The organism is Segatella copri (genome assembly GCF_019249765.2).
GTDB lineage: Bacteria > Bacteroidota > Bacteroidia > Bacteroidales > Bacteroidaceae > Prevotella > Prevotella copri_K.
Map to the genome: position 1 here is coordinate 1,017,934 of NZ_CP152484.1, position 15,842 is coordinate 1,033,775.

Annotated in this window: 11 protein-coding genes and 4 tRNA genes; 4 read left to right on the plus strand and 11 right to left on the minus strand. The window is 45.5% G+C overall.

The genetic code is table 11. From position 1 onward, the window contains the following. The first annotated feature begins 243 nt into the window (after window positions 1-243). The 4 genes from metA to KUA46_RS04515 are packed head-to-tail and all read left to right on the plus strand — an operon-like array spanning window position 244 to window position 6,684. The gene (gene metA / locus KUA46_RS04500; RefSeq protein ID WP_153092437.1) at window positions 244-1,161 is read left to right on the plus strand and encodes a homoserine O-acetyltransferase MetA; all 918 of its coding nucleotides are present in this window, start codon (window positions 244-246) and stop codon (window positions 1,159-1,161) included. Between the two features lie 36 nt (window positions 1,162-1,197). Continuing rightward, a complete protein-coding gene (locus tag KUA46_RS04505) occupies window positions 1,198-3,261 on the plus strand; it encodes a peptidase U32 family protein (RefSeq protein WP_218486510.1) in 2,064 nt (687 codons plus the stop codon). Then, entirely contained in the window at window positions 3,262-4,188 is a 927-nt protein-coding gene (locus KUA46_RS04510) for a zinc ribbon domain-containing protein (RefSeq protein WP_217326963.1), read from the plus strand. Window positions 4,189-4,230: 42 nt separating this feature from the next. Then, complete coding sequence (locus KUA46_RS04515) at window positions 4,231-6,684, plus strand: TonB-dependent receptor (protein WP_218486511.1); 2,454 nt, start codon at window positions 4,231-4,233, stop codon at window positions 6,682-6,684. A 77-nt stretch (window positions 6,685-6,761) separates the two neighbouring features. On the opposite strand, the gene KUA46_RS04520 is transcribed toward KUA46_RS04515, so the two are convergent. The 11 genes from KUA46_RS04520 to trxB form a co-directional block, all read right to left on the minus strand. Next, entirely contained in the window at window positions 6,762-8,006 is a 1,245-nt protein-coding gene (locus tag KUA46_RS04520; protein WP_218486512.1) for a DUF5103 domain-containing protein, read from the minus strand. 103 nt (window positions 8,007-8,109) lie between these two features. Next, window positions 8,110-8,181 (minus strand) — tRNA-Glu (locus tag KUA46_RS04525). A gap of 70 nt (window positions 8,182-8,251) precedes the next feature. Further along, window positions 8,252-8,323, minus strand: a tRNA-Glu gene (locus tag KUA46_RS04530). Between the two features lie 28 nt (window positions 8,324-8,351). Further along, window positions 8,352-8,438: transfer RNA gene (locus tag KUA46_RS04535), tRNA-Ser, on the minus strand. A 524-nt stretch (window positions 8,439-8,962) separates the two neighbouring features. Continuing rightward, the gene (locus KUA46_RS04540; protein WP_119238454.1) at window positions 8,963-9,592 is read right to left on the minus strand and encodes an HD domain-containing protein; all 630 of its coding nucleotides are present in this window, start codon (window positions 9,590-9,592) and stop codon (window positions 8,963-8,965) included. Window positions 9,593-9,657: 65 nt separating this feature from the next. Further along, window positions 9,658-10,575 carry a 1,4-dihydroxy-2-naphthoate octaprenyltransferase gene (menA, locus tag KUA46_RS04545; RefSeq protein ID WP_218486514.1) on the minus strand — a complete coding sequence of 306 codons (918 nt, stop codon included), beginning with the start codon at window positions 10,573-10,575 and terminating at the stop codon, window positions 9,658-9,660. Window positions 10,576-10,630: 55 nt separating this feature from the next. Next, window positions 10,631-12,982 carry a putative porin gene (locus KUA46_RS04550; protein ID WP_218486515.1) on the minus strand — a complete coding sequence of 784 codons (2,352 nt, stop codon included), beginning with the start codon at window positions 12,980-12,982 and terminating at the stop codon, window positions 10,631-10,633. Then, a complete protein-coding gene (locus KUA46_RS04555) occupies window positions 12,982-13,332 on the minus strand; it encodes a mechanosensitive ion channel protein MscS (protein ID WP_256624978.1) in 351 nt (116 codons plus the stop codon). The genes KUA46_RS04550 and KUA46_RS04555 overlap by 1 nt, the downstream gene beginning before the upstream one ends. Before the next feature lie 11 nt (window positions 13,333-13,343). Then, complete coding sequence (locus KUA46_RS04560) at window positions 13,344-14,219, minus strand: DUF4468 domain-containing protein (RefSeq protein ID WP_217746182.1); 876 nt, start codon at window positions 14,217-14,219, stop codon at window positions 13,344-13,346. 53 nt (window positions 14,220-14,272) lie between these two features. Next, window positions 14,273-14,361: transfer RNA gene (locus KUA46_RS04565), tRNA-Ser, on the minus strand. Window positions 14,362-14,819: 458 nt separating this feature from the next. Further along, window positions 14,820-15,752: a thioredoxin-disulfide reductase gene (gene trxB, locus KUA46_RS04570; RefSeq protein ID WP_022121168.1), complete on the minus strand. Its 933-nt coding sequence runs from the start codon at window positions 15,750-15,752 to the stop codon at window positions 14,820-14,822. Window positions 15,753-15,842 lie beyond the last annotated feature (90 nt).

The window sequence follows — 15,842 nt, forward strand, 5'->3', positions numbered from 1 at the left end:
ATCATTTTTAGCTTTGACGTAAGCGTCGCCTATAAAGTTGCAACTGATATGTGTTTTTGATTAGAAACGTGATGATAGGTTTAATATTCTCATTTATCTTTAACAATCCTTTTCATAGTGAAAGATTTCTTTTGCTTTTCCACATTAATTTATTTATATTTCTCAAAAAAATGTTTCTTCTTTCGTTATCTTCGCTGAAATTGTGTAACTTTGCAGAAAAATTTTAAGAAAGGAATAAAATAAATGCCGTTAAGATTACCAGATAAGCTTCCAGCTATCGAACTGTTGAAGCATGAGAATATATTCGTGATGGACGAAAGTCGTGCGCATAAACAGGAGATTCGTCCGTTGAAAATCTGTGTGCTCAATTTGATGCCCCTCAAGATTACGACAGAGACGGATCTCGTTCGTCTTCTGTCGAATACTCCTCTTCAGTTAGAGGTTTATTTTATGAAGTTGAAAAGTCACACGCCAAAGAATACTCCAATAGAGCACATGATGATGTTCTACAAGGATTTTCAGGAACTTTCCAAACAGAAGTTTGATGGAATGATAGTTACCGGTGCTCCTATCGAAACGATGGCTTATGAAGAGGTAGAATATTGGCCTGAAATCCAAGAGATTTTTGATTGGGCCCGTACCCATGTTACTTCAACACTCTATATCTGCTGGGGTGCCCAGGCTGGTCTTTATCATTTCTATGGTGTTCCTAAGTATCCTTTAGAGAAGAAGATGTTTGGTATTTTTAAGCAGAAGCCTCTCGATTTGTCTCAGCCAATCTTCCGCGGTTTCGATGATGTCTTTAGCATGCCTCATAGTCGCCATACGGAGGTAAGACGTGAGGATATTGAAAAAGTGCCAGGACTTGACATCATTGCCGAATCGCCTGAAAGCGGTGTCAGCATTGTGATGGCCAGAAACGGCCGCGAATTCTTTGTGACGGGTCATCTTGAGTATGCGCCAAACACGCTGGATAAGGAATATAAGCGTGATATGGGCAAGCGTGATGATGTAGAACTGCCAAAAAATTATTATTATCATGACGATCCGAACGAAGAACCTCTGGTGACATGGCGTGCTCATGCCAACCTCTTCTATAGTAATTGGATCAACTATTATGTTTATCAGGAGACTCCTTACAATATTGACGAAATCAGTTAATTTGAAGGACTCGGGTGATTTCGAGATAGATTTCTTATGCAAACATTAGAATTATTGGCGCCTGCCAAGAACTTGGAATGTGGTATTGCAGCCATTGATCATGGTGCAGATGCCGTATATATTGGTGCACCTCGTTTTGGGGCACGAGCAGCAGCAGGCAATTCGCTGGAAGATATCAGACAGTTGTGTGATTATGCTCATCAGTTTGGAGCAAAGGTTCATGTTACAGTGAATACTATCATCTATCAGGATGAGATGTTGGATACGCTTAAGATGATCCAGCAACTTGATGAGATTGGTGTTGATGCACTTTTGCTGCAGGATATGGGTGTGCTTACTGAGGTGAGGGCGCAGAATTTGTGGAGTAGAGAATTGCATTCCAGTACCCAGTGTGATGTAAGAACTCCAGAAAAGGCGTATTGGCTTACCACGTTAGGTTTCAAACGTGTTGTTCTGGCTCGTGAGCTTTCGCTCGATGAAATCAAGGCGATCCATCAGGCGATTCCTGATAGAGAAATAGAGGTCTTTGTACATGGAGCGCTCTGCGTAAGCTATTCGGGTGTCTGTTATGCTTCTGAGAAGTGTTTCGGGCGCTCTGCCAATCGTGGAGAATGTGCACAGTTCTGTCGTATGAAGTTTGATTTGCTTGATTCCAATGGTCAGGAGATTGAACATCAGCGTTATCTGTTGTCGCTCAAGGATCTTTGTCAGCTTGATCATCTCAAGGATCTTGCTGATGCTGGAGCTACTTCGTTCAAGATAGAAGGAAGATTAAAAGATATCAACTACGTCAAGAATGTGGTGGCTGCCTATAGCAGTCAACTCGATGCAATCGTAAAAGCTGAACCGCGTAAGTATCGCCGTGCATCGGTGGGACATGTTCAATATAATTTTACACCTAATCTGAAGAAGACTTTCAATCGTGGCTTTACCCATTATTTCCTGAATGGGCGACAGCCGGATATTGCTTCTTTCGATACACCGAAAGCTATCGGCGAGTTTGTGGGCAAGGTTAAGGAGATACGTGGCAACATCTCTTTCAACGTAGCCACAGTTGCCAGCTTTAAAAATGGCGATGGACTGTGTTTTATCAATGATGACCGTGAGTTGGAAGGCTTTCGTGTGAACAGAGTAGAGGGCAATCGCCTCTATCCGTTTGGAATGCCTGAACATTTGCGTCCGGGCATGGCTCTTTATCGTAATAACGATCGGGCTTTCGAGGCTTTGCTGGCCCGTAAGTCTGCTGAACGTAAAATCTATATTGTCATAGCAATGGAGCCTGTGATGGGTAATGAGTTCAGGGAAGAGCCACAGGGGGTAAAGGCTGTTGTCAACATCATGAAGACGAAAGAGGCTGATGGTGGCTTGATTTATCAGGTGGCTGAGGTGTTTAAAGAGTTGAAACTCGAAAAGGCGAAACGCCCGCAGGGCGAAAATATAAAGGCTCAGATGAGCAAACTGGGCGATACGATTTACGAAGCTTACCAGGTAGAACTTCTGAAGGGAATGGAGACATACTTCGTTCCGAACAGTATTCTCACTGCTATCCGGCGTGAATTGATAGATGAACTGACCAAGGCAAATCAGAAACAGCTTGATAAGTCGTTGTGGGGTGGATGGGATAGAACCTTGTTCAACAATGGTTTTGGATTCAGTCAGCCCGGTGAGCACCGACTTACGAAAGAGGAATTTACTTGGCAGCCGGAATACGGAAAATGGGGATATCTCTATAATATAGCTAACTATGATGCAAGAGATTTTTATCAGATTCATGGTCTGTCGCCAGTAGTTCCGGCATTTGAGTTGGGTAAGAATATTCCTTCTGCATGGGATGCTAAGACCCAGGAAGAATATGATGAGAATATAGAAAAAGACAAGGCAAACCGAAGTATGCAACCTAAGTTTACCAACGAAATGGGAGAATCGCTCCTGATGCAGTGCCGCCATTGTATCCGCTATTCGTTGGGCTACTGTGTGAAGCGTGGAGGCAAGAAACCATCCTGGAGAGAGCCTCTCTTCCTTCAGTTGGGCGACGGTCGCCGCTTCCGTCTGGAGTTTGCGTGCAACGAATGTCAGATGAACTTATATAGTGAGAAATAAATGAAAAAGAAATGGACGATACAGATTCTTTGTATGCTGGGCATCCTCTTGATGTTCAGCAGTTGTTATCATCGCCGTGCTCATCACCAGATGCATGCAGCTATGGTAGAGTACAGTAATAAACAACTCGATTCCATTTCGTTTTCTACTACCCATCATTATACCAACAAATTCAATTTTCTGGTATTCAAGGATTCCCTGGAATTGATAGAGCAACAGCCTGAAGAATTTTTGAGTAATTTGCCTATCGACTCCTTCGCCGTCCGAAAGAACCGCCTGCTGGTGGTTACGGATATCCGTATGGTTCCTCAGGATTCTATAGATTCAGTTTGGGTGCAGTTGGCTACTGAAGATAATCAGTTTGGCTGGACCCGTGAGTCCCGTCTGTTGCCGAAGGTTGTTCCCGATGATCCTATTTCGGAGTTCATTATGACCTTCAGCAATACTCACTTGCTCATCTTCATGGTTATCATTATTCTCATAGCCGTAGCCTATACAGTTCGTAAGATTTTCCATAGCAATGGTAAACTGGTTCATTTTAATGATATTGATTCACCATATCCTACAGCCTTGGTGCTTATTGTTTCGATATCAGCAACCTTCTATGCAACCATTCAGCTGTTTTTGCCAGAAGTATGGCGTCATTTTTATTTTCATCCTACGCTCAATCCTTTTGCCGTACCGCCTATATTGGGTTTTTTCCTGGCTACAGTCTGGGCGATACTAATAGTAGGATTGGCTTGTGTTGATGAGGTGAAACACCGTTTGCCTGCAGGTGATGCAGTTCTGTATCTTGGTGGTTTAGTGGGTGTTTGCGCCATTGATTACATCATTTTCAGTGTTACTACCTTATATTATATAGGTTATTTGTTGCTCGTAGCCTATATATGGTTTGCCATACGGGTTTATCTGTTTCCTCATAAATAAGGATAGGGGGTGCAGGAAAAAATATGTACTTTTGCACCCGTTATGAAAAGAATAGTATTTTATAGTAAAAAGAGCGTATGCATTGGTTTGGCAGCGGTAGCGTTGCAGGCTAGTGCTGCGGATAACGAAAGGGCTACTTGTTCTGACCTGTCATTGGGTACGAGTGAAAAGTTTGCAGAAGCTAACGGTTTGCTGGCTGATAGCAGCCGAGTTTATGATATTGATGAAGTTGTGGTTGTTTCGCAGCCTAAGGAGAATTTCCGTCTTCGTCAACAGCCTCTCAGCAGCACTTCCTTCGGTTCTTATCAGATGCAGCGACTGGGGTCTCGCGATTTGCGCGAACTTTCCTGCTATGTTCCTAACTTCGTAATGCCCAACTATGGATCGCGTTTTACCAACGCCATGTATGTGCGCGGCATTGGAAGCCGTATCAACAGTCCGGCTGTAGGAATTTATCTTGACGGAATTCCGGTGTTGAGCAAGGCTGCTTTCAATCTTCACCATTATCAGACCAGCCGTATAGATATTCTCCGTGGTCCACAGGGAACACTCTATGGTCAGAATTCTGAAGGTGGTTTGGTGCGCATCTATTCCCGCGATGCTTATGATAGCAAGGGCACCTACGTTAATTTGGGATTGGGCTCTCATTTCTATCGTAATGTAGAAGCGGCTCATTATATGAAGCTTTCACCTCGTATCGCATTAGGGGTAGCTGCTTTTTATGATGGACAGAAGGGATTCTTCCATCGTGCAGGAACCAGCGATTATGCCGACAATTATGATGAGGCTGGCGGTAAGTTTAATCTTAAGTTCCGTTTTGATAGAGGATGGAGCATGGATTTGCTGGCCAATTACCAATTTGTTTATCAGCATGCATTTCCTTATGGTCAGTTGGATTTAAACAGTGGCAAGGCAGCATTGCCAAATACAACATTCCCTGGGCTTTATCACCGCAACATGCTGCTTTCGGGTGTCAATCTTCGTCATGAAGGAGCGAAATGGGATTTTGCTTCTACTACCAGCTATCAGTTCCTGGATGACAATATGAAGATGGATCAGGATTATCTTCCTGGAGATTATTTGAGCTTGCAGCAAGACCAGTTGCAGAATTCTATCACTCAGGAGTTTACATTTAAGAGTCGTCAGCCTTTCTTCGGCTTCTGGCATCTTACACAGGGTGCATTCTTCTCCCATATGTGGTTGAAGACAAATGGTCCTGTAAAATTCGGTTCAGAATTGACGAAGCCTATCAGTAACGTTATCCAGAGTCAGATGTATTCCGCCATCCATTCTTTGATGGTGAAGCAAATGATGAGTAAGGGAATGAAAGAACCTGCGGCTAATGCGGCGGCTACGGCCGCGATAGAGAAGGCGGGCGGCATCAGCATGGCGGCGAGCATGGGAGCTCCGGGTTTGTTCCATACTCCTCAGAGCAATTTTGGTCTCTATCACGAGAGTACGTTTGATCTTTCTTCCCGTCTGAAAGCAACGCTTGGTTTGCGCTACGATTTCATGCATACAAGTATTCATTACGATACTTATGCTTATATGGCGATGACAGTTAAGGTGATGGGCATGGAGGTTACTTCTAAATTGCGTTCAATGCTCGACCGCAAAACGGGTGATGATTACAACCAGCTCCTGCCAAAATTTGGCTTAAGTTACAAGCTTGATGAGCAGGGTAGCAATGTCTATGCCACGGTGAGCAAGGGCTATCGTGCAGGCGGTTATAATATCCAGATGTTCAGTGATATTTTGCAGACCGATCTGAAAGCTCACCGTCAGCAGGCGAAGGGAGGCAATTATGACGTTCCTCATACCGATGAAGATTATGATAGAGTGAACCAGACTATTGCCTTTAAGCCGGAAACCTCATGGAATTATGAGGTTGGAACGCATCTCAATCTTTTTGATCATCGTCTTCATTTCGATTTGAGTGCCTTCTATATGCAGGTTCGCAATCAGCAACTCTCTGTGATGGCAGGAACCTATGGCTTTGGCCGAATGATGGTTAATGCAGGTAAGAGTCACAGTTGTGGTATTGAAGCCGCGCTCAAGGGTCAGGCTTTCGACGGTGCTTTTGATTGGGGTGTAAACTATGGTTTTACACGCGCCGTATTTGATGAATATACTGATGGCGAGGGTGATAAGGCTGTGAATTATAAGGACAAGAAGGTTCCTTATGTTCCTCAGCATACGATAGCAGCCATGGCTGACTATCATTTAGGACAGTTTACCTTCGGATTGAACATGAATGCGCAGGGCAAGACTTATTGGGATAATGCCAATACCTACAGCCAGAAGATGTATTTCGGGATGGGTGCGCATTGTGATATTGATTTCAGTAAGATGAGCATCAGTATCTGGGGTAGGAACCTCACAGATACTAATTACAATACCTTTGCTGTTGATAATGCAGCAACAGGAAAGAAACTGTATTTTGCCCAGCGTGGCAATCCTTTCCAATGTGGTGTTGATCTGAAATTCCACTTTTAGGATTAAATAGAAAAGGAGTTCCGGCATTCTGAAATGCTAGAACTCCTTTTCTTTTTAATCTCATTTATTTCCTTCCTTTATTTTAATTCTCCATATCCTACCAGCCGGTCGGTGCGGTCGCTCTGAGCCCGATAGTAAACCAGTACATTGTATTTGTTCTGGGTCTGGTAGAAATTTCCTTCTGATGGAAGAAGCCTGATGCTTCCGTCCTCCATCTTCATGAGATACTGATAACTGTAATAACCTTGCTTCATGAAGAGACGTGCATGATAGGTTTTCGTCATTTCATCATATTCCATCCGATATTCGGGGAGGAAACGGCCGTAGGTCCAATCTGCGTTCAGATAAACATCGCCTGGCAGTTTTGGAGCTTTCAGGGTAAAGTGAATCTGTGCATATTCGCAGGTGTTGTTGTTTTCTACGTTGTCGCTGTTGCGGATATAAAACGAACCTTTGGCAGCTTCATCGTATACGTAATTGGGGCGAGGGCTGTCGGTCATTACCTTTACCTGATAGTCGCTTCCATCCCAATCTATAGCGTCTATTCCCATGGTTGGATGGTCGGTGTCCAGAAACTCAAACTTTCTGTATTCATTGCCCGCATCGAAAATCAGAGCTCTCACATGCTGCCAACTCATTTTCCCCGCACTCAGGTAGTCGGGTTTAGGGTTGATGACAGCATTGTCCCATCTTCCGTTCTGAAGCACTACGATGTTCAGCTGGTTGGGATGAGTGATTCTCAGCTGGCTGTGATCCAGTTCCATTTTCAGTTGCTGATGGTCCTTCTGGATATCTATATCTGTTGTAGAAGTAGCTTCTAACTTCAGTTTAACCAATGGCTGAGGCTCTGTAATCATCCAGCAGGCTGTAAACATTTTGCCTTCTTCCTCGTTTTCCGCATTGTCGTCATAAACAGTCAGTCTGTAGTTGCCACTCATGGTAAGTTGGCAGTCGGCATTGGGAATTGCCAGATGATAATGGGTATAAGGATGATTGGTGTTGATGGATTGCTCTACATCTTCAATCATCTGATTGCCGTTGAAGCCTCTCATATAGTCGCTTTCAAAGAGCGAAGAAGATACGTTCCAGTTTGCATCACAATGTTCAATCTTGTAGCTGTACCGATGATAATCGTGCGTCATGTCGTCAAAATCGATATGGATAGGTTCTCCGCCCAGTGACGATACTGGGAGCGATAACCAGTTCGTTCCGCCTACAACCTGTAGTGTTCTGATGCGCTGGTTGAATATCTCGTGCTGCTGCGCCCAGGCAGGATGGATAAACAGAAAGAGAAGGGAGATGATAGTGTATAATTGTTTCATATGGCTTCGTACGTATATATAAAAAAATAACTTGCAGTAGCCTTTTGACAAAGAACTAAATGCAAGCTTAAACAATCTAAATTAATACATGAAAACACTTTTGTAGTCGATAGGGGAATCGAACCCCTATGCCAAGATTGAGAATCTTGTATCCTAACCATTAGATGAATCGACCATTCAAAAAAATCTCTATTGGTCTCCCGACTTATAGAGACTTATTAATCTAATACCATGAAAAACACATGTAGTCGATAGGGGAATCGAACCCCTATGCCAAGATTGAGAATCTTGTATCCTAACCATTAGATGAATCGACCAACGGTACATTTTTCGGACGATAGCTTGCGGAAGGTGGGGGATTCGAACCCCCGGTACGGTAACCCGCACGGCAGTTTAGCAAACTGCTGGTTTCAGCCACTCACCCAACCTTCCAGTCGGATTCTTAACCGAATCAACCAAGCATCGTTCTTAAATGCGAGTGCAAAGGTACTACTTTTTTCTGATTCTACCAAATCTTTTTGCAACTTTTTTTCGATAAAAATGCATTTTCTTTGTAACTCCCACATTATCAGGGGTTGTTTTCTTTCAGTATTATGAATGCTTTCATTCCTAAAACGAGCAGAGGCGGATTTCTTTCTCAGAAATCCGCCTCTTGTAAAAGAAAGGGCCGCTCGATGATGTGATGAAACTCCGAATGTATAAACATTTGAGAGTTCTCCGCCTTTGTAATCCACCGGCTTTTCAGCTTACCTGCCTGCTGCAGTTTATGTGGCCCGCCATGAGCAAGAGAATGTCCTCTCGGTTTCAATAGTGTAATTTGATGAGTATCCCGATCGAACCGAAACGACCCTTATTCCTTCTGGCACCCATGCATCATCACGATGCAACGGTGCAAACATCTTAGTCATTATTTGATAATGCAAAGATAATGCAATATTTTGAAACTACCAAATGTTTTAGCTGTTTTCTTCGAATATTTTTTCGAAATATTTTCTCAACTCTGTTTTGTCCTCTATGATATTGCGCAGTTCGTTGAGCGCTTTCTCGTTAGGGGAGTTGGGAATCCATAACCTGATGTATCCGTTTCGTGAATATTTTTCGTCCATGTGCTGGCTGAACCGCTCCCATTGCTGCTCCTTGTCATCATCTGGATTGTTTTCTTTGCCATACTGTATGGCGCGCAGAAAAATTTCGTGAACATCAATATCGCGATCGGCTTCTGCCACAATCTTTCCATAGATGCTGCGAGGCTGACGGCTGGATGAAGCCCGATGGTCCTCAACAGCTTCTTTCATAATTTTGATCTGTTCTTTATTGAACCAGCGCTTCAGTCTTGCATCCGCCTGCAGAATCTTACCGCTGGTAATATGGTGAATGGCACGCGGACCGCTCATCCCCAGGTCGTGGTAAGCGGCTATTACATACACCATATCGATGTCGGCTCCGGTTACTGGAACCAGTTTCAGAGAGTTTCTGATGACTCGGGTAACATGTCTGAGTCCATGACTTTCGCCAAAAGCATTATATTTGGGGAGAATCTGTTTCTCCACAAAGTCCATGATTTCGAGATTTACCTGTTGCTTCATAGATATTCCTCCACTTTATTTATATAATAAGGTACGCGCGTACATTATTATAAGGTTATTATTGTTCAATTCGCCATTCCGATGATGATCAGGGATGATACAATGCCGAAACAGAAGATATTCAGAGCTGTTTTGCCTAGAATTCTGTTCAGTTCTCTGCCTTCACCTATCTTTTTCATCTCCATATAGGTTCTGTTGTGCAGAACGATATAGAGTGCTGCAAACGGCAGGAAGATGCTGCTGGCTTCATGCTGAAATACTTCGTAGGTGGTTACACCTATTATGGTGATGATGCCCAGATTGCCCAATGCACAGTATAACCGCTCGGCATTCTTCTTTCCTATGTGAACCACAAGAGTCTTCTTGCCGGCTCTCTGGTCGTTGTCATGATCGCGGTAATTGTTCAGAATGAGCAGCGTATCAACTACCAGACCGCAGGCTACAGATACGAGAACCGTTTCCATGCTTACTCCCTGCATGGTTTCGGGCATTACGAGATAGTATGTGCAGCATACGGGTACAATGCCGAAGAAGAGCAGTACCAGAAGATCGCCCATGCCCAGATAGCTGAGACAGGTAGTATAGAGAAAACAGAAGACTACGCAACAGATGCCTACGATAACCATTTCCCAACCTCCGAAAAGAACCAGCGGAAGCCCTATGGCACAGCCCAGAAGAGTAGTGAGGATGATTCCCCATTTCATGGCTCCCAATGTTATCCAGCCTTCAGCGCAGGCACGTTTCGGTCCCAGTCGGGTTTCGTCGTCATTACCATGTTTGAAGTCGAAATAATCATTCACCAGATTGCTGTCTATCTGCATTACCCATGCAAAGAGCAGGCAGAGTAGGGCTGGCAATGTCTGTATCTGCTGAGCGTCTTTATAAGCCAGCGCAATACCCAATAAAACAGGAACAGCCGCCGCCGTCAGAGTCTTCGGGCGAGCGGCTAGATACCATGCTTTTATAGAATTTGTTTCTATCATATTCTGAAAAGATTAAAATTGAATCTCCTGAAATTCTTAAGGAAAATCAGAAAGATTAATTGAAGAAGTTCCAACTTACTCCAATACGGAACACTCTTTCGTTCATAGGATAATGAGGCGCGAAGAAGTAGTTCTTGTCGCCCTGTCCTGCATTGATGTGGCTCATCATTACGAAGAAACGGGTGTGCTTGATGTGAACGTTGGCGTAAACATTGACGATAGGATAGTTGCCTATCTTTACGTTGTTCTCGCCGTTGCCCTGTACCGTATACTGTCCCATATAAGGTGAATAGTCGGGAGCTTCATAGCTTGTAAAGTAGCGCATGTCAGCACCCAGGTCTACGTTCAGCACCTTTACTACCTTGAACTTGATGTAGAGGTTGGTGTAGGCATTGAAGGCTGGTACTGGCAGAACACTCTCCTTGCTTGAGTGCTGGTAGGTAAACTGGTTTTCCCAGTTCAGAATGCCCAGTCTGAAGTTCTGCTCCAATTGTGCTGTCAGCAGATTGATTCCTCCGCTTTCCTGCATCGGTGTTACCATGACTCCTGTTCGCAAACCTTCTTCTGTAATGTCATAGCTCTGCGAGAAGTAGGTGTAGTTCTTGATTTCATCTACAGCCACTCTCAGCTTGGTGCGTGTCTTAGGGAAGGAGAGCGTACCCATGATGCGGGTATGGATGGTCTTGTCGAGATCATTCTCCCACCACAGATGGCGGGCGTGATAGTTGCGGTAATAGAACGATGGGGTTTCTCTATGGAAGAAAGCATCGCCTCTTACCTGAAGCGTGTCGCCCAGGAATGGGATGTTCACGTCTACATTACCATCTATGGCAAGGGTTCCGGCGTCAACACCCGTCAGTCCGATTTCTGCTACGGCATTGTAGTGGAGTGTCTTGCCTTCCTGCTTGCTCAGCTGTCCGCCTACGCTCAGCACATGCTCGTTGTATTTTTCTAAACCGCCTTCCATGGTTGGCAGTTCATAGTGACGGAGATCGTAGCTGGCGAAAGCCTTCAAACCTGCCTTTGCCCATTTATTGAAACCTTCAAGCATGGCAATGGCGAAGGTATTCTTCATGTGCCAGTGCTTGGTCTGGTCGTAGATGGAGTCGCCGGTCAGCCTGCCTGCATCGTAATATTCATTCAGATAATAGTCGGCTGGGGTCTGATAAGCTTCGTAAATACGGCGATAGTTGTCAAACTTTACCGTATGGATGAAACTCGTTACCGGAACATATTCGCTCTTGTAGAAAAGCGAGTCTTCGGCATTTTTCTTCTGGACGGCAAGCAGACTGTCGGCAGCAGCTTTTCCGTTTACTGTGATGCGGGTGCTATCGGTCTTTATATCCTTTGCTGCTGAGTCTTTAGCCGGTTCATCGCCTGCAATCTTGGCTCCGTCAGGACGGCCGCTGAATTTAGCACCCTGCTGTTTGTCGTAGGCTTTCTCATCAAATTTCTTGCCTTGTTCCTTGGCTTTCTTTCTGGCTTCTTCCTTCGCATTCTCTTCAGCATTTTCCTTTTTCGAAGCCATGGCAAATTTCTTTGCCTTGATTTCTTCTTCGGTCATCTTTACCTTTCGGCTGAAACCTACGTTGTAGCGGTGGGTAAAGAAGATGTGCTGGTTGTCCAGTCGGTTCCAGTTCTGTTCCAGAACGGTAGGAATTTCATTGGTGGCAAACGATTCGGTATAGATTTCCGGATGTTTGATGTAATCATCGTTGGTAATACCGCCGTTCTCAGTCATCTTCTCATGATTGGTACTGAAGAGGAGATGTGCCTGATAGCGGTCGCCCAGATAAGATGCCCACATGGTGTATTTAAAGTGGCTGGTACTCTGAGCGTTATAATATCCTCTGCCATACTTGTAGTCGAATCTGAAACCGGCGCCTAGCCTTTTGTTGGCATTTACTGCAAACATGGCCTTGAAATCGTCTTCTCCCGTCACCTTGTCACCGCAGCTGTTCAGCGTTATGTTCGTGATAGGTGAGTAGGTGTTGGTGAAGTGGAAGTCGCTTACCGGATTTACGATATAATCGTAGGGCTCTGTAAAGATGAAGTTGCCCTGCGTGTTGCGGCGGTCGATGAAGATTCGGTTCAGTCGGGCAGTACCCATGTTTCCGAGGGTATTGTATTCGCCTCTCAGTCCTTCCGTGAAGGTTGAGTTCATGTACATGTGCTGCAGGGTGTCTACTACCGCAGCCTTTGTGTCGCCGAAGCGTTCGTCTACGGTCCATACCCTGATGCCTTTCGGAATCTCCTTGTCTGAGCCCAGTGAATCGGTGTTCACCTTGCGGTTGGTTTGAGGACGGAACTGCGAATCTTCGTTATAGTTAAAATCGTTTTGTGCCGCAACCGGGAGGGTTGCAGCACAAAAAAGGAGTGATGAGAATATAATTTTCTTCTTCTTCATTATTTCTTAAATAGTCGGATACATACTTCGGCAATCTTGAGCACTACACCCACGATGAGTACGATGTAGGCGATATTGCGGCTTTCTTCCAGCTGGGTCCAGAGTATTACCCCCACGATGGCGAGCAGCATGAAGGCGATGTTGAGATAGTTGCGCACCTTCAGCATGTTGTTCTGGTCGCTGTAGGCCAATGGGCGAAGCCGGCGGTGCTGAGGTCTTACGGCGTAGTTGGTAGGCTGCTTCTGCTCTGTCTGTTCTGCTCCCTGCTCAGCTGTAGGCTGGGCTGTAGCGTTTTCAGGCTGCTGTGCCTCGTTCTGTTGTATCTTGTTGTCTGTATTCTGATTATCCATTTTTCTTCAACTTATTGTTTTACTAATGCAGCTAACTCTGCGAATATCTGGTCCTTGCGGTCGATGGTGCATCTGCGGAACTTTCCGAAGATCTTAGCCAGGTCGTTCTGCTTCTTGTTGAGCGCAATCTTGTCGCTGATTACCTCTTCTGCAGGTTCCTTGAAACCGGTGCTTCTTCCTTCCTCGTAGTTGTAGATGATGCGGCAGAGCGAGAGATTCAGATGATTGTCTGAAATCCTGGCTATCAGCTGGTATTTGAATTCCGTGCGGTCGAGTGAGATGAATGACTGGCTGAAGACGAGCCATTCGTCCATCGTGTTGGCGATGACGTGTTCTGCATCGTTTACCAGTGCTACCCGGCTTGCTATGTTCTGCTCGTTCTGTGTCAGTTCACTCATGTATTTTAATACGATGTCGTAAATCTGCTTGGCAGTTTTTCCGTTAGCATCCGTATCGAGTGTGAATTCTATCTTGTTTTCATCATTATATGTGATGGCGCCTGCCAGATATTTCATGTCCACTTTGGCTGTTGTGCCATTTGCCAGCTTGTTGGCAGGCTTGGCAGCCTCCTTTGGCTTAGCGGCTACGGCAACAGGAACCGCCCATCCCGTGGTTGGTGTGGTTGGCTCCTTTACAACAACTGGTTCTGGCTCAGTAGCATTGCTTTTCTTAGCTTCAGCCTTGGCGCTTGCAGCGTTGATGCTGTCGGCCTGAGCCTTCAGTTTGGCAGCCTGTGCTTTAATCTTAGCCACTTCCAGTGCCTTCTTGGCAGCTTCCAGCTGTTTCTGTGCCTGTTCCAGCTGCTGCTGCTCTTCAGTCAGCACAGTTTGGGCCTGTGCAGTCATCAGCGGGAGGAGCATAAATATGGGGATGATGATTTTTTTCATGTCGAGTTGTTTTTATGAAACTATAAAATGACGGTTCCTGTAGGGGAACTTAGCGGAAGATGAGGGATTCAAACCCCCGATACCCGGAAGAGGGTATACCGGATTTCGAGTCCAGCGCATTCGGTCACTCTGCCAATCTTCCTTTTTATTTTATCAGATGCAAAAGTAATACATTTTTTGCATCTGACAAAATATTGCTGTTATTTTTTAACTATATTAACCCCGCTTTATAGGATTTTATATTATACTGAAGTTTCGCAAGTAAGCCCCACACGCCCTGAACCAACGGTCACCGGCCGAAGGGAAAGGTAAAGGGCAGAAGCTCCTAGCCACACGCCCTGAAAGGGCAGAAGCTCCTAGCCCAGGGCATCGCCCTGGGTGTTTATGGTCGCAAACCTGTCGCCCTGTAAGGGCAAAAGCTTTCAAATACCTGGCAATATACAAAGCTTTTGCCCTTACAGGGCGCCTTGCTGATTGCCATTATACCCAGGGCGATGCCCTGGGCTAGGAGCTTCTGCCCTTTCAGGGCGTGCTGCTTCTGGAGCTTTTGGGCCTTCAGCCCGTACTTGAACCACATGCGAAACTTCAGTACTATAGTTTTTACTGTTGCTGCAGGAATCTGTCGGCCTCGATGGCAGCCTTGGCTCCCGAGCCTGCGGCAACAACACCCTGGCGATAGATTGGGTCGGCTACATCGCCTGCTGCGAAAACACCCGGAATGTTGGTGGTGGCAGTACCTGGCACTACTTTGATGAATCCCTGCTCGTCGAGATCTATCTGTCCCTTGAAGAGGTCGGTGTTAGGCTTATGTCCGATAGCCAGGAAGAATCCGTCGATGCTGATGTCAAACTTCTCTTCATTGGCTTCGCCCTTGTGGCGCACGAGATGAGCACCTTCTACACCGTTCTCGCCGAAGAGCCCCAGCGTATTGGTTTCGAACAGAATCTCGATGTTTTCCTTGTTCTTTACACGCTGCTGCATGATTTCTGAAGCACGGAGATAAGGCTTGCGCACAATCATGTAAACCTTCTTGGCAAGTCCGGATAGATACATAGCCTCTTCGCAGGCAGTATCGCCACCGCCCACTACGGCTACGGTGCGCTTGCGGTAGAAGAATCCGTCACAGGTAGCGCAGGCTGAAACGCCCTGTCCGCGATATTTCTCTTCATCGGCAAGACCCAGATATTTGGCAGATGCGCCTGTGGCGATGATCACGGTTTCTGCCTCAATCTCGTTGTCGCGCTCATCGGTAAGATGAAATGGGCGTGAGCTGAAATCTGCCTTCACGATGCTTCCGTCTCTCATTTCGGCTCCGAATCGGGCTGCCTGTTCCTTCATGTCCATCATCATCTGTGTTCCGTCTACGCCGTTAGGATAACCCGGAAAGTTTTCTACCTCTGTGGTGATGGTGAGCTGTCCGCCCGGCTGCATACCTGAATAGAGTACTGGCTGCAGGTTGGCTCTGCCGGCATAAATGGCAGCCGTATATCCTGCAGGACCGCTACCTATAATTAATGTCTTTATCTTTTCCATTTTAATCTTATAGTTATATTTTTGTTTCCGATGGCTCGAAATGAGCCATTTCCTTTGCAAAGGTACATCAAAACAATGAGAAATCAAAAT